The 17,302-nt window shown below is 55.7% G+C and carries 21 protein-coding genes; 13 read left to right on the top strand and 8 right to left on the bottom strand.

Features of this window, described 5'->3' with window-relative positions:
* The 5 genes from ACIRQ6_RS15260 to ACIRQ6_RS15240 all read right to left on the bottom strand — a co-directional run bounded on the left by ACIRQ6_RS15260 (position 1) and on the right by ACIRQ6_RS15240 (position 3,202).
* Positions 1 to 450 carry a DUF3429 domain-containing protein gene (locus ACIRQ6_RS15260; protein ID WP_420861457.1) on the bottom strand — a complete coding sequence of 150 codons (450 nt, stop codon included), beginning with the start codon at positions 448 to 450 and terminating at the stop codon, positions 1 to 3.
* Positions 447 to 899 carry a YdeI/OmpD-associated family protein gene (locus ACIRQ6_RS15255; protein ID WP_420861456.1) on the bottom strand — a complete coding sequence of 151 codons (453 nt, stop codon included), beginning with the start codon at positions 897 to 899 and terminating at the stop codon, positions 447 to 449. The genes ACIRQ6_RS15260 and ACIRQ6_RS15255 overlap by 4 nt, the downstream gene beginning before the upstream one ends.
* Positions 896 to 1,507 (bottom strand): LysE family translocator, encoded by a 612-nt coding sequence (locus ACIRQ6_RS15250; protein ID WP_420861455.1) that lies wholly within the window; start codon positions 1,505 to 1,507, stop codon positions 896 to 898. Before ACIRQ6_RS15250 ends, ACIRQ6_RS15255 begins: the two co-directional genes overlap by 4 nt.
* Complete coding sequence (ispH, locus tag ACIRQ6_RS15245; RefSeq protein WP_420861454.1) at positions 1,504 to 2,457, bottom strand: 4-hydroxy-3-methylbut-2-enyl diphosphate reductase; 954 nt, start codon at positions 2,455 to 2,457, stop codon at positions 1,504 to 1,506. The genes ACIRQ6_RS15250 and ispH overlap by 4 nt, the downstream gene beginning before the upstream one ends.
* 169 nt (positions 2,458 to 2,626) lie before the next feature.
* Positions 2,627 to 3,202 (bottom strand): NYN domain-containing protein, encoded by a 576-nt coding sequence (locus ACIRQ6_RS15240; RefSeq protein ID WP_420861453.1) that lies wholly within the window; start codon positions 3,200 to 3,202, stop codon positions 2,627 to 2,629.
* Positions 3,203 to 3,289: 87 nt separating this feature from the next.
* Here ACIRQ6_RS15240 and folK point away from each other — a divergent pair, with 87 nt between their 5' ends.
* The 11 genes from folK to recO all read left to right on the top strand — a co-directional run bounded on the left by folK (position 3,290) and on the right by recO (position 11,955).
* Positions 3,290 to 3,907: a 2-amino-4-hydroxy-6-hydroxymethyldihydropteridine diphosphokinase gene (gene folK / locus ACIRQ6_RS15235; RefSeq protein ID WP_420863918.1), complete on the top strand. Its 618-nt coding sequence runs from the start codon at positions 3,290 to 3,292 to the stop codon at positions 3,905 to 3,907.
* Between the two features lie 80 nt (positions 3,908 to 3,987).
* The gene (gene rpoZ, locus ACIRQ6_RS15230) at positions 3,988 to 4,341 is read left to right on the top strand and encodes a DNA-directed RNA polymerase subunit omega (RefSeq protein ID WP_420861452.1); all 354 of its coding nucleotides are present in this window, start codon (positions 3,988 to 3,990) and stop codon (positions 4,339 to 4,341) included.
* A 29-nt stretch (positions 4,342 to 4,370) separates the two neighbouring features.
* Positions 4,371 to 6,497, top strand: a complete 2,127-nt coding sequence (locus ACIRQ6_RS15225) for a RelA/SpoT family protein (protein ID WP_420861451.1) — start codon at positions 4,371 to 4,373, stop codon at positions 6,495 to 6,497.
* 18 nt (positions 6,498 to 6,515) lie between these two features.
* Positions 6,516 to 7,160: a DUF2062 domain-containing protein gene (locus ACIRQ6_RS15220; protein WP_420861450.1), complete on the top strand. Its 645-nt coding sequence runs from the start codon at positions 6,516 to 6,518 to the stop codon at positions 7,158 to 7,160.
* Positions 7,161 to 7,179: 19 nt separating this feature from the next.
* On the top strand, positions 7,180 to 7,932 hold the full coding sequence (locus tag ACIRQ6_RS15215; RefSeq protein ID WP_420861449.1) for a pyridoxine 5'-phosphate synthase: 753 nt from the start codon (positions 7,180 to 7,182) through the stop codon (positions 7,930 to 7,932).
* 93 nt (positions 7,933 to 8,025) lie between these two features.
* Positions 8,026 to 8,427 carry a holo-ACP synthase gene (gene acpS, locus ACIRQ6_RS15210; protein WP_420861448.1) on the top strand — a complete coding sequence of 134 codons (402 nt, stop codon included), beginning with the start codon at positions 8,026 to 8,028 and terminating at the stop codon, positions 8,425 to 8,427.
* Between the two features lie 82 nt (positions 8,428 to 8,509).
* Positions 8,510 to 9,295, top strand: coding sequence for a signal peptidase I (gene lepB, locus ACIRQ6_RS15205; RefSeq protein WP_420861447.1), 786 nt, complete (start codon positions 8,510 to 8,512; stop codon positions 9,293 to 9,295).
* Entirely contained in the window at positions 9,292 to 9,975 is a 684-nt protein-coding gene (rnc, locus tag ACIRQ6_RS15200) for a ribonuclease III (RefSeq protein WP_420861446.1), read from the top strand. Before lepB ends, rnc begins: the two co-directional genes overlap by 4 nt.
* Positions 9,972 to 10,877 (top strand): GTPase Era, encoded by a 906-nt coding sequence (gene era, locus ACIRQ6_RS15195; protein WP_420861445.1) that lies wholly within the window; start codon positions 9,972 to 9,974, stop codon positions 10,875 to 10,877. Before rnc ends, era begins: the two co-directional genes overlap by 4 nt.
* Positions 10,878 to 10,889: 12 nt before the next feature.
* Positions 10,890 to 11,219, top strand: a complete 330-nt coding sequence (locus ACIRQ6_RS15190; RefSeq protein ID WP_420861444.1) for a DUF1491 family protein — start codon at positions 10,890 to 10,892, stop codon at positions 11,217 to 11,219.
* Positions 11,220 to 11,223: 4 nt separating this feature from the next.
* Positions 11,224 to 11,955 (top strand): DNA repair protein RecO, encoded by a 732-nt coding sequence (gene recO / locus ACIRQ6_RS15185; protein ID WP_420863917.1) that lies wholly within the window; start codon positions 11,224 to 11,226, stop codon positions 11,953 to 11,955.
* Here the strand turns inward: recO and ACIRQ6_RS15180 are convergent.
* A complete protein-coding gene (locus ACIRQ6_RS15180) occupies positions 11,923 to 12,318 on the bottom strand; it encodes an META domain-containing protein (protein WP_420861443.1) in 396 nt (131 codons plus the stop codon). The genes recO and ACIRQ6_RS15180 overlap by 33 nt on opposite strands.
* A 104-nt stretch (positions 12,319 to 12,422) precedes the next feature.
* On the opposite strand from ACIRQ6_RS15180, the gene ACIRQ6_RS15175 reads away from it, so the two are divergent.
* The gene (locus ACIRQ6_RS15175; protein WP_420861442.1) at positions 12,423 to 13,079 is read left to right on the top strand and encodes a DUF4189 domain-containing protein; all 657 of its coding nucleotides are present in this window, start codon (positions 12,423 to 12,425) and stop codon (positions 13,077 to 13,079) included.
* Here ACIRQ6_RS15175 and ACIRQ6_RS15170 read toward each other — a convergent pair.
* Positions 13,054 to 14,739 (bottom strand): acyl-CoA dehydrogenase family protein, encoded by a 1,686-nt coding sequence (locus ACIRQ6_RS15170; protein ID WP_420861441.1) that lies wholly within the window; start codon positions 14,737 to 14,739, stop codon positions 13,054 to 13,056. The two genes, ACIRQ6_RS15175 and ACIRQ6_RS15170, sit on opposite strands and share 26 nt — an antisense overlap.
* A 166-nt stretch (positions 14,740 to 14,905) precedes the next feature.
* Here ACIRQ6_RS15170 and ACIRQ6_RS15165 point away from each other — a divergent pair, with 166 nt between their 5' ends.
* Entirely contained in the window at positions 14,906 to 15,655 is a 750-nt protein-coding gene (locus tag ACIRQ6_RS15165; RefSeq protein ID WP_420861440.1) for a sulfite exporter TauE/SafE family protein, read from the top strand.
* Positions 15,656 to 15,680: 25 nt separating this feature from the next.
* Here the strand turns inward: ACIRQ6_RS15165 and ACIRQ6_RS15160 are convergent, their stop codons facing one another.
* Positions 15,681 to 17,279 carry a phosphoenolpyruvate carboxykinase gene (locus ACIRQ6_RS15160; RefSeq protein ID WP_420861439.1) on the bottom strand — a complete coding sequence of 533 codons (1,599 nt, stop codon included), beginning with the start codon at positions 17,277 to 17,279 and terminating at the stop codon, positions 15,681 to 15,683.
* Between the last annotated feature and the right edge of the window lie 23 nt (positions 17,280 to 17,302).

The following is a 17,302-nucleotide window of genomic DNA, read 5'->3' as shown; positions in this document are numbered from 1 at the left end:
TCATAGAACCCCTATGCTCAGACAAATCACCACAATGGCCGTCAGCAAAATCCGCAATTTCATCCACCAACGGGGGGCCAGCCTTTGCGTCCAAAACAGCCAGTCCAATCCCAGCAGCCCAACAAAGCCTGTGATCAGACTGATGGCTGCGCTGGTGGGTCCGCCGCCCGTCATGAAAAACGCCCAGAGTGCGGGAAGAACAGATAAGACGTAGCCCGTGGTTGCGACGATGCCCTCGGCCTTGGTGGCAAAGCCCCACAAAACGCCAGACATAAACGACAGGATAATCGCGCCATAAAAGAGCTGCACATAGGGGCCGATAAAACGCGGTCCAAAGGTGCGAATGCCCCATTGGGCCAGATCAGGGGACATGATCGTCATCGCCCCCCAGACAAAGGGGATTAGCCCAGCGAGCCCCAGAAAAAGCGCAGATTTTGGGATGCCCATCATGTCCCAAGCTCGCTTATGAGGGCCGCGATACGTTTTTGCCGGGTTTGCGCGCGTTTGGCGCTCTCGATCTGATGTAACAGCCCCCGCTGTTTTCCTGACGTCAGAGCGGCCCATTGGGCGCTTAGGCCTGCAGCATTCACCGCGACCATCACATCGGTGGGTGTCTCGACCAGATCGTCCGGAGCAGGTCGTAGGCGGCACCCTATCGGTTGGCTGGGATCAATATCCAAACGCGCCAAAAAGGCTTTGCCGGTATAGACAAATACGCCCTCGATCACGGGGGCTTTGGTCAGGGCTAAATTGACCAGATGGTCGTTGATCTCGCCCTCGACGCGTTTGGTTTTGCCAAGCGCTGCGACGACATCAGGGGGAATAGGCAAAACGGTATAGGTGTTTTTGCCCCATTCCATCGCAACGATATGGCCTTCAAATTCGATGTAGTCGCTCATGAGCGTTCGACGGCCAATTTTGCGGCAAGGGCAGCAAAGACAGCCGCAAAGCTGCGGTTGAGCCATTTCATCGCCGCCTCAGAGGTTAGGAACCAGTCCCGAACAGAAGCTGCAAAAACCCCGTAAATGACGAACACTGCAAAGGTCATGACCATGAACACGCTGCCCAGTCCGATCATTTCAAGTGTCGCCGTTGCGGGGTTGCCAGACAGAAACGGCGGCAAGAGAGCGAGGAAAAAGATGGATAGCTTTGGGTTGAGGATGTTGATCAAAGCGCCGCGTTTGGCAATTCGCAAGGCGCTGTCGCGTGTGGCGGTGCTGCGGATTGTGAGGGCTCCGTCTTGGCGCAATGCGCTGTAGGCCAGCCACAGCAAATAGGCCACACCCGCAAATTTCACCACGTTAAACAGCAAGGCAGAAGTGTGCAGCACAGCCGCCAATCCCAGTGTTGCCGCCAAAAGGTGCGGCACGATGCCGAAGGTGCACCCGAAGGCTGCACAAATGGCGGCGCGGCGGCCTTGGCCCAATCCCAACGCAAGGGTATAAAGCACGCCTGTACCGGGCGCGATCACGACGACAAAGGCTGTGATCAGAAAGTGCCAGGTCATGCGGTGGCCTCACGCAAGACGCGCGGCACTTTGAATTCGACGTTTTCTTCGGCTGTGACCACATGTTCGACAGTCACATTGAACCGGTCCTTGAACGCGTCGACGACTTCGTTGATCAAAACCTCTGGTGCAGAGGCTCCTGCGGTGATCCCAATCGAGCGGATCCCGTCCAAGGCGCGCCAGTCGATATCGGTGCCGCGCTGGACCAACTGGCTATATTTGCATCCGGCGCGCGCGCCCACTTCGACCAAACGTTTTGAGTTTGATGAGTTCGGCGCGCCAACAACCAGCATTGCGTCGCATTTCGGGGCCATAGCTTTGACGGCTTCTTGGCGGTTTGTCGTGGCGTAGCAGATGTCTTCTTTATGTGGGCCAACGATGGCGGGGAAACGGGCATTCAGGGCCGCGACAATATCGATAGTGTCATCCACTGACAGCGTGGTCTGGGTGACAAAGGCCAGCTTGTCCGGGTCACGCACCTCAACGGTTGCGACGTCTTCAACGGTTTCTACCAACAAAACCTCGCCGTCAGGCAATTGGCCCATGGTGCCGACGGTTTCTGGGTGGCCCTCATGGCCGATCATGATCATTTGCAGGCCGCGTTCGGAATGACGCTGGGCCTCGATATGCACCTTGCTGACCAAGGGACAGGTGGCATCCACATAGATCATCTCGCGTTTGGCAGCGGCAGCAGGGACGGATTTTGGCACACCATGGGCGCTGAAAATAACCGGGCGGTCATCAGGGCACTCTGTGAGTTCTTCAATAAAAACAGCGCCTTGGTCGCGCAGGTTATCGACAACAAACTTGTTGTGAACAATTTCGTGGCGCACATAGACTGGCGCGCCCCATTTTTCCAAAGCCATCTCTACAATTTTGATCGCGCGGTCCACGCCAGCGCAAAAGCCGCGCGGCGCTGCCATATAAAGCGTCAAGGCAGGTTTGGTCATGGGGTGTCGCCTTTCGTAGTATCAGGCCAAGTTTAGGATGCTGCGCGACCAAGGGGTAGGGGGCGCAGGACATTTTTTTCTGGGTCTTAATAGGGGGACCAAACAAAATCAGCCGCCCTTATGATCAAGAGCGGCTGCAAAGTCTTTCACAAAACAAATTTGCGACGACTTATTCTGTTTCTTCCAATTCGCTGGGCGCTGGCGCCTCGGGCATTTCGCGTGGCGGACGCCCGATGACATCGCGCAATTCGTCCAGCTCGATAAAGTTATCAGCCTGACGGCGCAGTTCATCGGCGATCATCGGTGGCTGGCTGCGAATAGTCGATACAACAGAGACGCGCACGCCTTGGCGTTGGATCGACGCAATCAGTGGACGAAAATCGCCGTCGCCTGAAAAGATCACGATATGATCAACATGCGGTGCCAATTCCATAGCATCCACAGTCAATTCGATGTCCATGTTGCCCTTGACCTTACGGCGGCCCATGCTGTCGGTATATTCCTTGGCCGGTTTCGTCACCATCGAGAACCCGTTGTAATGCAACCAGTCCACAAGTGGGCGAATGGGGGAATATTCGTCGTTCTCTAGTAGGGCTGTGTAATAGAACGCCCGCAAGAGTTTACCGCGACGCATGAATTCTTTGCGCAACAGCTTATAGTCGATGTCAAAACCTAGCGCCTTTGCGGCTGCGTATAGGTTCGATCCATCAATGAACAGCGCAAGCCGCTCCCCTTGATAAAACATTAATTTTCCTTCCTAGGGTGTCCAGCCGTTGTTGTCCGTGAGTGAGTGTGTAAATTTTCGGCCGAACGTGTCGGTATTAAGTATTTTTTGGAAAGGTCGCAACCCTTGTCAGGTAATATAGCGCAACAAACCGCATTTATCGCCCTCGGAAGCAACCTTGGCGTGGACGATCAAGATTCGGTTCAAACTGTGGTTTCGGCAATGGCTGTTTTGGGCAACGTTTTAGGCGAAACCTTGGTCAAAAGCCCGATTTATAGAACACCATGTTTTCCCGCGGGCAGGGGTCCCGATTTCGCCAATGCGGTTGTGGCCTGTCAGACCAACCTTTCGGCCGCGGATATGTTGGCAGGGCTGCACCGGATCGAGGCAGATTTTGGTCGCACACGGGCAGCACGTTGGGATGCCCGCAGCTTGGATTTGGATCTGTTGGCTTTGGGCGCACAGGTGCAGCCAAATCGTACCGAATTTGAACATTGGCACGACCTGTCCCTAGAGGCGCAACAGGCCCGCGTGCCAGCAGATCTGATCCTGCCTCACCCTCGATTGCAGGACCGCGCGTTTGTCTTGGTCCCGTTTGCGCAAGTCGCCCCCGAATGGCATCATCCGGTTCTTGGGGTAACCGTTGCACAAATGCTGGCGGCCCTGCCTGTGGATGAAATTGCGGCGGTAGAACGAATTTCCCTTGAAAATGAAGGTAGTTCCTAAGCCACAGCCCCTTGCCAATTCAGGTTTTGCATCCTATTTAACGCGCTCTGGCCCCTATTACATGTCTGATGGAGATTCTCATGGCCCGCGTCACGGTAGAAGATTGCGTTGATAAAGTCCCAAACCGGTTCGAACTGGTTATGTTGGCTGCCCATCGGGCCCGCGAAGTATCCAGTGGTGCGCCAATCACTGTTGATCGCGACAACGACAAAAATCCAGTGGTATCCCTTCGCGAGATCGCCGACGAGACACAATCAGCCGAAGAACTGCGCGAGCGTTTGATCGAAAGCCATCAAACCCAGATCGAGGTTGATGAGCCCGAAGAAGACGCCATGGCGTTGCTCATGGGTGCTGAGGCCGACAAACCTGCGGATGATGATATGTCCGAGGAAAAATTGTTGCGCGCTTTGATGGAAGCCCAAGAGCCTAAGTAAGCTCTCTCGCCAAACATGGACGGTTGCGGATGATCGAAGCGAATGACCTTGTTCAGCTTGTCCGCAACTACAACCCTGAAACTGATGCAGCCCTGATCGAGCGCGCCTTTGCCTATGGACGGCAGATGCATGAAGGTCAGTTCCGTCATTCTGGTGAACCCTATTTCACCCATCCCGTCGCCGTAGCCGCCCTTCTGACCGAACAGCGGTTGGATGATGCCACGATCATCACGGCTCTTTTGCACGACACCATCGAAGACACCCGCGCCAGCTACACCGAAGTGGCTGATCTTTTTGGCGCCGACATCGCCGAGCTGGTCGATGGTGTGACCAAGTTGACCAACATCCAACTCAATTCCACCGAGACCAAGCAAGCCGAGAATTTTCGCAAGCTCTTTATGGCGATGTCCAAGGATTTGCGGGTCATCTTGGTCAAATTGGCGGACCGCTTGCATAACATGCGCACCATTCGTGCCATGCGTCCCGAAAAGCAGGCGCAAAAAGCCCGCGAAACCATGGATATCTACGCCCCCTTGGCCGGTCGCATGGGGATGCAATGGATGCGTGAGGAGCTCGAGGATCTGGCGTTCAAGGTTCTCAATCCCGAAGGGCGTGCCTCGATCATGCGCCGATTTGTGCGGATGCAACGCGAAACTGGCGATGTGATCCACAAGATCAGTGGCGATATGATTTCCGAGCTCAAAACCGCAGGGCTGAAGGCTGATGTTTTTGGTCGCGCGAAAAAGCCCTATTCGATCTGGCGCAAGATGCAGGAAAAGGACCAAAGCTTTAGCCGTTTGTCCGACATCTATGGCTTCCGCATCATCTGCCAGAACGAAGAAGACTGTTATCGTGTTCTGGGAACGATCCACAGACGCTGGCGGTCCGTGCCGGGCCGGTTCAAGGATTATATCAGTCAGCCTAAGTCGAACGGGTATCGCAGCCTTCACACCACGGTGTCAGGACGCGACGGCAAGCGGGTCGAGGTTCAGATCAGAACGACGCAGATGCATGATGTGGCGGAATCTGGGGTCGCGGCCCATTGGTCGTATCGCGATGGTGTGCGTAGCGAAAACCCCTTTGCCGTTGATCCCTTCCAGTGGATCTCCACCCTGACCGAACGCTTTGACGCCGCAGATGATCACGACGAATTTCTCGAGGCTGTCAAGCTAGAGATGTATTCGGACCAAGTGTTTTGCTTCACGCCCAAAGGGGATGTGTTCAAACTGCCCCGTGGTGGCACCCCGATAGATTTTGCCTATGCCATTCACACACGTATTGGCCACGCCTGCGTTGGTGCCAAAGTGGATGGCTTGCGGGTGCCATTGTGGACCCGTCTCAAGAATGGCCAATCTGTTGAGATCATCACGGCCGAGGGCCAAAAGCCTCAGGTCACTTGGATCGATATTGCGGTCACAGGCAAAGCGAAATCCGCCATCCGCAAGGCCCTGCGCGAAGAGGATCGCGAGCGGTTCGTGAAACTAGGTCAGGAACTGGCGCGCGTAGGGTTTTCCAATATTGGCAAAACAGCCACGGAAAAGGCCCTTAGTACTGCGGCAAATCAGTTGGGCCTAGCAGATGCGCAGGATGTTCTGGCACATCTTGGTTCTGCTGAAATTTCCACCCGCGATGTGATCGCGGTGCTCTATCCCAAGCTGGTGGATGCAGTTGGCGAGGCGGTCACCAAAGAACGCGCCGTGATCGGTTTGACCGAAGGCCAGTCTTTTACCCGCGCAGTGTGTTGCCAACCGATCCCGGGCGAGCGGATGGTCGGGATCACGGTGCGCGGCAAAGGCGTGGCAGTCCATGCCATTGACTGTGCCAATTTGGAACGTTTTGAAGAACAACCGGAACGTTGGGTCGATCTGCACTGGCATGAAGGCCCCCACAACCCCATATATGACGTAAGCGTTGAGATAACGATCAGCAACGATGCAGGCGTCTTGGGCCGTATCTGTACGTTGATCGGGGAACAGAAAGCTAATATTTCGGACTTGAGGTTCGAGGATCGTAAACCAGATTATTACCGATTGATCGTAGATATCGAATTGCGCGACTCGGCCCATTTGCACAATGTCATGATGGTGCTACAGGCCGAGACGAACGTTGCGGATGTGCAGCGGCTCCGTGATCCGTCTCGGTTGATGTTGTCGTAAATTACAAGGGACGTTTGGGTGTTCAAAAGACGAGATAAAAGATCGCTGTGGCAAGTCACACGCGATCTGATCTATCCGCGCGGCGGATGGGCTCGGGCTTTTTCCTATATCAAACACCGTGTGCGTCGCTTGCCCGATCCCCCCGAACGGATTGCCCGTGGCATCTTTGCCGGAATTTTTGTGACGTTCACGCCGTTTTTTGGGCTGCATTTCTTTCTGGCCGCGTTTTTGGCGTTTTTGATGCGGGGCAACATTATTGCGGCCTTGCTGGCGACATTCTTTGGCAACCCGGTGACGTTTGTATTCATTGCGGCAGGGTCCCTTCAGTTCGGGCATTTCCTACTGGGCACGCGGCCCACGGGGCAAGGCAATGGTTTGGGGCGCAAGTTCTCGGATGCAGGCCACGATCTGTGGTTTAATTTCACAGCGCTGTTCACCGACCGGGTCGCCGATTGGTCGCATTGGTCTGTGTTTTTCAAAGAAGTGTTCTATCCTTACCTTATCGGTGGGATCTTCCCCGGTGTTCTGATCGGTTGGCTTGCGTATTATCTGTCCGTACCGCTGATCCGCGCCTACCAAAACCGCCGCAAAGGGGTCTTGAAAGCCAAGATCGCTGCGCTGAAAGATAAGGCTGTGAAAAAGCCAAAAGACGTGTCCGAATAAACCCAGAAAGGGGTCGGTTATGACATTTCCTGACAAGCAACGCCTAGGTGTAAACATCGACCATGTGGCAACCCTGCGCAATGCGCGCGGCGGCGCCTTGCCCGATCCCCTGCGTGCTGCTGAGATCGCGACGGCGGCGGGCGCTGATGGCATCACGGCGCACCTGCGCGAAGACCGCCGTCATATGATCGACAGTGATATTGACGCGCTGATGCAGCAATTGACGATACCGCTGAATTTCGAGATGGCCGCCACGGACGAGATGCAGGCGATTGCCCTGCGCCACGTCCCCCATGCTGTGTGCATCGTGCCGGAAAAGCGCGAGGAACGCACAACCGAAGGCGGGCTGGATCTAGCCCGTGACGAGAACAAAATCGGGGATTTCATTGCGCCGCTGCGCGAGGCTGGCAGCCGCGTGTCGATCTTTATTGGCGCCGACCAAAGGCAGATTGAATCCGCCGCCCGCATCCAAGCCGAAGTGATCGAGTTGCACACGGGCGCCTATTGCGACGCCCACGCCGAGGGGCGATTTGAAGAACGTGATATAGAACTTGCCAAACTGACGGCCATGGCAACCTTTGGCCATTCGCTTGGCCTAGAGGTCCACGCAGGCCACGGCCTGACCTACGATTGCGTTCCCCCGATTGCGGCCTTGCCGGAAGTTGCTGAGTTGAACATCGGTCACTTCCTGATTGGCGAGGCCGTGTTCCTTGGCCTTGAAGGCGCGATCAAAAAGATGCGCGATGTGATGGACGCCGCCCGTGAGAAATAAGCGGGTTCGGACAGGTTTTCGTCTCAGAACGACTGTTGCGACTTTTACGCCCGTGCGTCCGCGCGACGTTCTAAAGGCCAAAGGCGAGACGCAATGATCCTCGGCATCGGCACGGACCTTGCGAATATTGAGCGGATCCAAGGGACTTTGGACCGCTTTGGGGAGCGCTTCAAGAACCGTGTATTCACCGAAATCGAACAAAAGAAAGCGGAACGGCGCAAGGACGTGGCGGGCACCTATGCCAAGCGCTGGGCGGCTAAGGAGGCATGTTCCAAGGCGCTGGGCACGGGCCTTGCTATGGGGATTTCGTGGAAAGACATGTCTGTGACCAATCTGCGGACGGGCCAGCCGATCATGCATGTGACGGGTTGGGCGGCTGAACGTTTGGCGGAAATGACCCCGGCAGGCCATGAGGCTACAATCCATGTCACCCTGACCGATGATCATCCATGGGCGCAGGCCTTTGTCGTCATCGAGGCGCGGCCAATCGCGTAAAATCGCCCTCCCTCACGGCGGCTTGCCTTGACACCAAAGCCGCACAACCGCATGTAGCCTTAACTTTTTGGAGTCGATATCAATGGCCGCAGCCCAAGAGAAAAAAGACGGAATTGGCGAGACCATCAAAACGGTCGTCTATGCCCTGTTGATCGCAGGTGTGTTTCGCACGCTGTTTTTCCAGCCGTTTTGGATCCCGTCAGGCTCGATGAAGGATACGATCCTGATCGGGGATTTCGTCTTTGTAAACAAAATGGCCTATGGCTATAGCCGGTATTCCTGCCCGTTTGCGATCTGTCCGATCTCGGGGCGGTTGTTCGGATCCGAGCCTGAACGCGGCGATATCGTGGTGTTCCGCCACCCCGTGAACAATCAGGATTTCATCAAGCGTTTGGTGGGTCTTCCGGGCGACAAAGTGCAGGTCAAAGAGGGCCGTCTGTATCTCAATGGAACAGCGGTCAAGGTTGAGGCAAACGGCACATTCTCGGAAATCTTCGAGGCCCAAGGCCCCAGCCGCATTCAGCCACGTTGCGAAAACGGGCCCGTGGGCAACGGTGCTGTGTGCGAAAAATCGGCCTTCATCGAAACACTTCCCGGCGGCAGCAGCCATTCGATCCTGAACATTGCGACCCAAGGTTCAGACAACACCCCGGTCTACACTGTGCCTTTGGGGCACTACTTTTTCATGGGCGACAACCGTGACAATTCCAATGACAGCCGTGTGCCGCAGAACTTCGGTGGCGTTGGCTATGTCCCTGCAGAATACCTTGTGGGCCGTGCGGATCGTGTCATGTTCTCATCTGCAGGCAAGTCGATGTTGTTTTTCTGGACGTGGCGCACGGATCGCTTCTTCAAGAGGCTTCAGTGAAGCTGAGCAATGAACTGAAGGCCTTTCAGGGGCGACTTGGGTATGAGTTTACGACGCCCGCAATTCTTGTGCGGGCCGTGACCCATTCGTCCATGTCCTCGTCCACCCGCGATGACAACCAGCGTCAGGAATTTCTTGGCGACCGTGTGTTGGGTTTGGTGATGGCCGAGGCACTGTTGCAGGCCGATGTATCGGCCTCCGAGGGTCAGTTGGCCCCAAGGTTCAACGCGCTGGTGCGCAAGGAAACCTGTGCTGCTGTGGCCCGTGATATTGGCTTGGGCGATGTCTTGAAACTAGGTCGGTCCGAGATGATATCAGGTGGCCGTCGCAAGGAAGCCTTGCTGGCCGATGCTATGGAAGCCGTGATTGCTGCCGTCTACCAAGACGCGGGTTTTGAGGCGGCGCGGGATGTTATTTTGCGCCACTGGGCGGCCCGTATCCAAACCGTCGAAGCGGACGCACGCGACCCCAAGACGGCCTTGCAGGAATGGGCGCAGGCCCGCGGTCAAAAGCCCCCCGCCTATGTCGAAGTGGCTCGTGACGGTCCGGACCATGCGCCGGTGTTCACCATCGAGGCACAGCTTGAAGACGGGCACACAGCCAAGGCCAAAGCGCCCTCAAAACGGCAGGCCGAACAAGCGGCTGCCAAGGATTTGTTGGAAAAGGTTTCCACTTTATGACACGTGCCGGATTTGTAGCCCTGATCGGCGAGCCGAACGCAGGCAAGTCGACCCTGTTGAACCGAATGGTTGGTGCCAAGGTTTCGATTGTCACCCACAAGGTACAAACGACCCGTGCGCGTATTCGCGGTGTAGCGATGGAGGGCGACAGCCAGATCGTCTTTGTTGACACCCCGGGTTTGTTTCGCCCCCGCAGACGCTTGGATCGGGCTATGGTCGCTGCGGCGTGGTCCGGTGCTTCGGACGCGGATCTGGTGGTACTGATGGTCGAGGCCCATCGCGGCATTACCGAAGGCGTTGAAGCCATTCTAGAGGGACTTCAAGACCGTGCCGGTGATCAAAACATTGCCCTTGCCATCAACAAAATCGACCGTGTGCAATCGGATGTTTTACTGGGGTTGTCGGCGGCTTTGAATGAACGATTTCCCTTTGTCGAGACCTTTATGATCTCGGCTGAAAAAGGCCATGGTGCCGAGCATCTTAAGCAGTGGCTCGCCAGTAAAATGCCCGAAGGCCCGCTGCTCTACCCCGAGGATCAAATCGCGGATCTGCCCTTGCGCATGATCGCCTCGGAAATGACCCGCGAGAAACTGACCCTGCGCTTGCACCAAGAACTGCCCTACCAAATGACGGTCGAGACCGAAGGCTGGGAGGATCGCAAAGACGGGTCCGTAAAGATCGATCAGTTGATCTATGTGATCCGTGATGGTCACAAAGGCATCGTTTTGGGCAACAAAGGCGAGACGATCAAAGCCGTAGGCAAAGCCGCTCGGGAAGAGCTTGAAACCTTTCTGGACCGCAAGGTGCATCTGTTCTTGCAGGTTAAAGTGCGGCCAAACTGGCTGGAAGAAAGCGAACGCTATTCCGAAATGGGACTTGATTTCAAAGACGGCAATAGTTGAGGCTGCAAAGCCATGACACGTCTGACCACTGACTTTTGGGTGCATGCCTATCTGACCCGTTTGCGGCTGGCAGATATTCCTGCGTTTGTCGTGCAAAAAGGCGATGCCACCGCTGGTGCTGTCATGATCAAAATGAACACGCTGGATGGTCAGGCCTGTTGTTACCAGCGTAGTTTTGACCTGATGAGCGGTGAACGGGCTTGGGTCGTGCTGGCCGAAGGGGGCGAGGCGGATGTGGATGCCTCCATTGCCAAACAGTGCAGTTTTGACAGTGACCTTTGGGTGATCGAAGTGGAAGACCGCCACGGTCGCCACCTTCTGGATCAAGAGGGGCTGGCCTAGCATGGTGGAATGGCGCGATCAGGGGGCTTTGCTTTCGGTACGCCGTCACGGCGAAAATGCGGCCATCATCGACGTGTTCACAGCCCAACATGGACGTCACGCGGGGGTTGTTCGGGGCGCAACCAGCCGCAAGGTGGCGCCAATTTTGCAACCCGGTGCACAGATCGATGTGGCATGGCGCGCCCGGCTGGATGAACATATTGGCAGCTATTCCGTTGAGCCTGTGCGCAGTCGCGCGGCCGTTGCCATGGCCAATCGGACGTCTCTTGCAGCGCTCAACGGTATTTGTGCCATTTTGGGGTTTGCCCTGCCGGAACGGGAACCCCACGACATGCTGTACCAGAAGTCGATCAACCTGTTGGATCTGATCGGCAATCTGGATGTGCTGCCGCTGGCCTATCTGCAATGGGAAATGGCGTTGCTAGAGGATCTTGGGTACGGGCTGGATCTGTCGTGCTGTGCGGCTACTGGGGCCATGGACGATTTGATCTATGTCTCGCCAAAATCCGGTCGGGCTGTGTCGCGCCTTGGGGCGGGGAAATGGGCCACGCAAATGCTGCCACTACCGCAGATCATGCTGGGGCAAGGCGACGACACAACGCTGGAAATCGTCCGGGCGTTGGACACCACAGGGTATTTCATGACAAATGGGTTGGCCAAATCCTTGGGCAATCGGGCTGTCCCAGAGGCGCGCGCGCGCTTGCTAGACGCCTTCTTGCGCCTCAAAGACCATTGATCCGCCGCTATCATTGGACAAAAGCAATGTATCGCCTGAAACTTCGATGAGTGTCATCGCCTGCAGCGTGCTGAAAAAAGCGGCCTCGGCCCGCAGATTGGGGCAAGCCATTTTTGTGCTGCCAATCGCGCTGACCTCAAACCATGGATAGGGGGCCGTTTGGCTGGCGAAATAGCGATTGCAAGGGCCCTTGCCTGCGATCCGCCCTTCCTCTGGAAATTCCAAGGTCACTGGTCCCTCCGTGCGGTTTCCATCGATTTCGACCAACTGCCAAACCGTGGTGGTGTCAGTAAAGCCGCTGATGGTTTCATCTTTGAAACAGCCAGACAGCAGGATTAGAACGAAGGGAAGAAAGATACGCATGGGGGCAGATTACTTTAATCCATAGCAATGAACAGGGGAGGCTCTTCCAGAAAAAGTCATGATTGGGCCGGACTGTTGCCCGAAAAATTCGGTTCCTTAGGCCCATGGATCTATCAGCGCGACATATAACACCCCTTGATTTGGTAGCTGCAGCAGCCGTTTTGGCCGTCGTGGTGCCCTTTGCCGCAGCAGGAATTCCGGCCAAGGAGACAACCCATCAGCCTCGGCCAGTGGTCTTGAATATGCCGGCCAAATTAAACGTCCTCGACACGCCCGCCTTGCCGGAAGACACCCAAATGGCATACGCCGAATGGAAGGCCAAGTTGGGCCATTTTGGTGCCTTTGCAGTGGGTGAGGGGACAGCATACGGTTGGACGGACAACTACATGACGCCCGAATTTGCTGCAGCGCGCGCACTGGATCATTGCCGCGACAGCGGCAAGGGCTGCAAAATTATTGCCACGATGGATTACGGTGCCGCGCCGCGTGAGGATGCTATCATCCTCAGCCCAAAGGCTGCCAAGGCGTTCAAAGATTATGCGATGCGACCCGGTGCCAAAGCCTATGCTGTCAGCCCATGGGGGGGCCATGGATGGGCGTGGTCACACAAATCAACAGGTATGGCCAAAGCCACGGCGATGGCCAATTGCAATAAACATGCCAATAACGCAAAACGCCTCGGGTATACCCAAGGCGTTGATTGCGAGCTTATCTCGGTATCGTGGGCAGGGCGTCTTAGCCCAGAAGCCGTCGCGCAATAACCTGTGCTTGGATTTCGGCGGCCCCTTCAAAGATATTGAGGATCCGCGCATCACATAGGATACGGCTGACTTTGTATTCCAGCGCAAAACCGTTGCCGCCATGGATTTGCAACGCATTATCCGCCGCAGCCCAAGCCACGCGGGCGCCCAGCAATTTTGCCATCCCTGCTTCAATATCGCAGCGACGTTCTTCATCTTTCTCGAAGGCGCTGAAATAGGTCAGCTGGCGGGCGATCATAATTTCGACGGCCATCATGGCCAGCTTGCCCGACACACGGGGGAAGTTGATCAGGCTTTTGCCGAATTGTTTGCGGTCGATGGCGTATTGCATACCCACGTCCAAAGCGGATTGGGCCACGCCAATGGCACGAGCGGCGGTTTGGATGCGTGCACTCTCGAAGGTTTCCATCAGCTGTTTAAAGCCTTTGCCCTCTTCCCCACCCAACAGGTTTTTGCCGTCCACGTGGAAGTTGTCGAACGCCAATTCGTATTCTTTCATGCCGCGATAGCCCAGCACTTCGATCTCGCCGCCCGTCATGCCTTCTGTCGGAAACGGGTTTTCCTCGGTCCCCGGCGTTTTCTCGGCCAAGAACATAGATAGCCCTTTGTAATCGGATGTCTCGGGATCCGTGCGGGCAAGAACCGTCATTACTTGGGTGCGTGTCGCGTGGGTGATCCATGTCTTATTGCCAGTGATTTTGTAGTCGTCGCCTTCCTTGATAGCGCGGGTGCGCAGACTGCCAAGGTCAGACCCTGTGTTGGGCTCCGTAAACACGGCTGTCGGCAAAATCTCGGCTGATGCCAGACCAGGCAGCCAATGTTGTTTTTGTTCCTCGGTCCCACCGCAGATGATTAACTCGGCGGCAATCTCGGAACGTGTGCCAAGCGAACCGACACCAATATAGCCACGCGACAGTTCCTCGGACACAACACACATGCTGGCCTTGGACAGGCCAAAGCCGCCGTATTCCTCGGGGATGGTCAGGCCAAAGACACCCAATTCGGCCATCTCGTCGATGATTTCCATCGGGATCAACTCGTCCTTGAGGTGCCATTCGTGGGCGTGGGGTTCAACCTTGTCGATGCTGAACCGGCGGAATTGCTCGCGGATCATTTCCAACTCATCATCCAGACCGGACGCGCCCACTGTGATCTCGGCGCTGCGTTCTTGCATCAACTCGACCAGTCGCGTGCGGGCTGCTTGGGTGTTGGCGGTCTGGGTCAGTGTCATTACGGCGGGCGCCATGAGGGCGGACATATCTGACTGGTCCAGACCAATGTCCTGAAGGCGTAGAATTTCGCCTTGGTTCATTGGGATGCCACCATACATCTGCCACAGGTATTCGCCGAACGCGATTTGATGGATCAGTTGTTCGACCTCACCAAACTTGCCTTCGGCCTCCAGCTTTTCAGCCCACTTCTGCATCTGGCGTAGGGATTCCACATAAGTCGCCAGCCACGCAAAGCCATGGGTCGCCGTTTGGTTGGCTTCCACCAGCCCGTTCGAGATACGCCCGTCCAATGTCACCAACGCGCGCACTTTGGTCCGCGCAATGGCATAGACCGCCTCGACAGGGGCCAGCGCCTCAGCTGTAAGGGTCAGAAGGGATGGGATCACTGCAGTTGCAGAAAGAGGCATGTCTTGTCCGTCATGGGCCATGATTCACTGTCCTTTATAGAGGTTCACACCGAAATAATCCTTTCGCACCTGCAGCGCAACATAAATACACGATATGCGACATTTTTGTTTTTTAATTACGCGTTGAATTTTTTCTGCACAGGGCTATCGAGGGTGATAAGCCGTTAAAATGGACATCTTTGGTTTAATGCCCCTCCCAGTTTTTGTGATCTCCCTTGCAGTGGCACTGGTGGCCGGCTGTATCAAAGGCATGGTGGGATTCGCTATGCCCACGGTCTTTATGTTGGCCCTTAGCAGTGTCCTCAGCCCCGAGATTGCACTGGCGGGATTGATTCTGCCCACGCTTGCAACAAACGGAATGCAGGCCTTTCGCCAAGGCATTGGGGCCGCCGTGGCGTCGATTAAGTCCTTTAAAACGTACCTCATCTATGGAGGGGTCGCCCTATTTGTCGTGGCGCAAACTGTGCGCTTTATCACACCATCAGCGCTTTATCTGATCATCGGGATACCAGTCACGGCACTGGTTATTTTGCAGATCTCCGGCCTACGCTTTCATGTCACCCCGCAACAGCGCCCTATGGTCGAGCGCGGTGTTGGCGTTTTGGCGGGTGGTTTGGGTGGTATTTCGGGGATTTGGGGGCCGCCGACTGTAGCCTTCCTCACAGCGCTAAATACGGAAAAGACCGAACAGATGCGTGTTCAGGGTGTGATCTATGGCGGCGGGGCATTTCTATTGTTCGTCGCACATTTGTTTTCAGGCGTCCTAGGGGCGCAGACAATTGTCTATTCCCTTAGCCTGATTCCCCCGGCCGTTTTGGGCATGTGGCTGGGCAGTAAATTCCAAGACAGCGTCGACCAAGAGACATTTCGCAAAATAACTCTGGTCGTTTTGTTGTTTGCCGGGCTGAATTTGGTGCGCCGTGGCATGTTGGGCTAACGCGCGTGCATTAGCCCAAAGCCGTTTAGCCGATGGCACAGGCCTTCACTTCGTCATCAATATGCGGGACATATTGACCAAAGTTGTCGGCAAACATTTGCACCAGCTTCTCTGCCTGAATGTCATAAGCTGCCCCATCTTCCCATGTGCGGCGTGGGTCCAGCAGAATATCTGCGACGCCCAGCACTTTTGTTGGGACTTCAAAACCAAAGTTTGGATCCTTGCGGAATGTGGTTTCGTTCAGGCTGCCGTCGAGGGCTGCTGTCAAAAGCGCACGTGTGGCACGGATCGGCATGCGCGACCCAGTACCATAGGCGCCACCGGTCCAGCCGGTATTAACCAACCAGCAGGATGCGCCGTGCTTGGCGATCTTGTCGCGCAGCAGGTTGCCATAGACTTCAGGACGGCGTGGCATAAAGGGCGCGCCAAAACATGTGCTGAACGTGGGCTCCGGTTCGGTCACACCGCGTTCAGTGCCTGCAACCTTGGAGGTAAACCCGGACAGGAAGTGATACATCGCCTGCGCCGGTGTCAGCCGCGCGATGGGGGGCAAAACACCAAAGGCATCACACGTCAGCATGATGATGTTCTTGGGATGACCACCCAATGCCGAGGATGACGCATTGTTAATATAGTGCAGCGGATAGGCGCAGCGCATGTTGGCGGTCAGGCTGTCGTCCTCGAAATCCAGTTCTTTGGTTTCGGGATCGAACACCATGTTCTCAATGACCGTGCCGAATTTTGAGGTCGTGGCGAAAATCTCAGGCTCGGCCTCGGCAGAGAGTTTGATGGTTTTGGCGTAGCAACCGCCCTCAAAGTTGAAGGTGCCACGATCGGACCAGCCGTGTTCATCGTCACCAATCAATGTGCGTGCCGGATCGGCGGACAGGGTGGTTTTGCCCGTGCCCGACAGGCCAAAAAACACAGCCGTGTCCACAGGGTTGCCGTTGGCGTGGTTGGCCGAGCAGTGCATCGGCATAATGCCTTTGCCGGGCAGGATGTAATTGAGCAATGTGAAGACGGATTTCTTGTTTTCACCGGCGTATTCGGTGCCGCCAATCAAGATCAGTTTGCGATCAAAGTTCATGGCGATCACAGTTTCAGACCGACAGCCGTGACGTTCTGGATCGGCTAGAAACGAGGGGCAATTGATCACCGTAAAGTCCGGCACAAAAGTGTCGAGATCGTCGCGATCCGGACGGCGCAGCATGTGACGGATAAATAGTCCGTGCCAGGCCAGTTCTGTCACCATGCGCACATCCAGTTGCTGCGCCGGATCAGCACCGCCGAACAGGTCCTCAACAAAGTAGTCGCGACCTTTCATGTGCTCGACCATGTCATCATAGAGGACGTCGAACTTTGCAGGCTCCATCGGGGCGTTGTTGTCCCACCATATCGTGTCAGCAACGCTGTCGGTTTTGACGATATGTTTGTCCTTGGGAGACCGGCCTGTGAACTTTCCGGTGCTCACCAAAAACGCGCCACCTTGGCCCAAAGTGCCCTCGTTACGCTTGATCGCCTCTTCGATCAGGTCTGCCTCTTGATAGTTGTAATAGACATTTCCCAAGCCGCTGATCCCTTGCTCGTCCAACCGATGTTGGGGGTTTACGCGTCCAAATGTCATCACAGTCTCCTTTATGTGCCGCT

Source organism: Algirhabdus cladophorae, assembly GCF_044772865.1.
GTDB lineage: Bacteria > Pseudomonadota > Alphaproteobacteria > Rhodobacterales > Rhodobacteraceae > Algirhabdus > Algirhabdus cladophorae.
Note: the sequence above shows the minus strand (reverse complement) of the source record. Positions and strands in the feature narration are given on the sequence as shown.

Excerpts from the sequence above, each read along its gene's own strand:
- ACIRQ6_RS15260 (WP_420861457.1), bottom strand. The coding sequence starts at position 450 with ATGATGGGCATCCCAAAATCTGCGCTTTTTCTGGGGCTCGCTGGGCTA.
- ACIRQ6_RS15255 (WP_420861456.1), bottom strand. The coding sequence starts at position 899 with ATGAGCGACTACATCGAATTTGAAGGCCATATCGTTGCGATGGAATGG.
- ACIRQ6_RS15250 (WP_420861455.1), bottom strand. The coding sequence starts at position 1,507 with ATGACCTGGCACTTTCTGATCACAGCCTTTGTCGTCGTGATCGCGCCC.
- ispH (WP_420861454.1), bottom strand. The coding sequence starts at position 2,457 with ATGACCAAACCTGCCTTGACGCTTTATATGGCAGCGCCGCGCGGCTTT.
- ACIRQ6_RS15240 (WP_420861453.1), bottom strand. The coding sequence starts at position 3,202 with ATGTTTTATCAAGGGGAGCGGCTTGCGCTGTTCATTGATGGATCGAAC.
- rpoZ (WP_420861452.1), top strand. The coding sequence starts at position 3,988 with ATGGCCCGCGTCACGGTAGAAGATTGCGTTGATAAAGTCCCAAACCGG.
- ACIRQ6_RS15225 (WP_420861451.1), top strand. The coding sequence starts at position 4,371 with ATGATCGAAGCGAATGACCTTGTTCAGCTTGTCCGCAACTACAACCCT.
- ACIRQ6_RS15215 (WP_420861449.1), top strand. The coding sequence starts at position 7,180 with ATGACATTTCCTGACAAGCAACGCCTAGGTGTAAACATCGACCATGTG.
- acpS (WP_420861448.1), top strand. The coding sequence starts at position 8,026 with ATGATCCTCGGCATCGGCACGGACCTTGCGAATATTGAGCGGATCCAA.
- lepB (WP_420861447.1), top strand. The coding sequence starts at position 8,510 with ATGGCCGCAGCCCAAGAGAAAAAAGACGGAATTGGCGAGACCATCAAA.
- era (WP_420861445.1), top strand. The coding sequence starts at position 9,972 with ATGACACGTGCCGGATTTGTAGCCCTGATCGGCGAGCCGAACGCAGGC.
- ACIRQ6_RS15190 (WP_420861444.1), top strand. The coding sequence starts at position 10,890 with ATGACACGTCTGACCACTGACTTTTGGGTGCATGCCTATCTGACCCGT.
- ACIRQ6_RS15180 (WP_420861443.1), bottom strand. The coding sequence starts at position 12,318 with ATGCGTATCTTTCTTCCCTTCGTTCTAATCCTGCTGTCTGGCTGTTTC.
- ACIRQ6_RS15175 (WP_420861442.1), top strand. The coding sequence starts at position 12,423 with ATGGATCTATCAGCGCGACATATAACACCCCTTGATTTGGTAGCTGCA.
- ACIRQ6_RS15170 (WP_420861441.1), bottom strand. The coding sequence starts at position 14,739 with ATGGCCCATGACGGACAAGACATGCCTCTTTCTGCAACTGCAGTGATC.
- ACIRQ6_RS15165 (WP_420861440.1), top strand. The coding sequence starts at position 14,906 with ATGCCCCTCCCAGTTTTTGTGATCTCCCTTGCAGTGGCACTGGTGGCC.
- ACIRQ6_RS15160 (WP_420861439.1), bottom strand. The coding sequence starts at position 17,279 with ATGACATTTGGACGCGTAAACCCCCAACATCGGTTGGACGAGCAAGGG.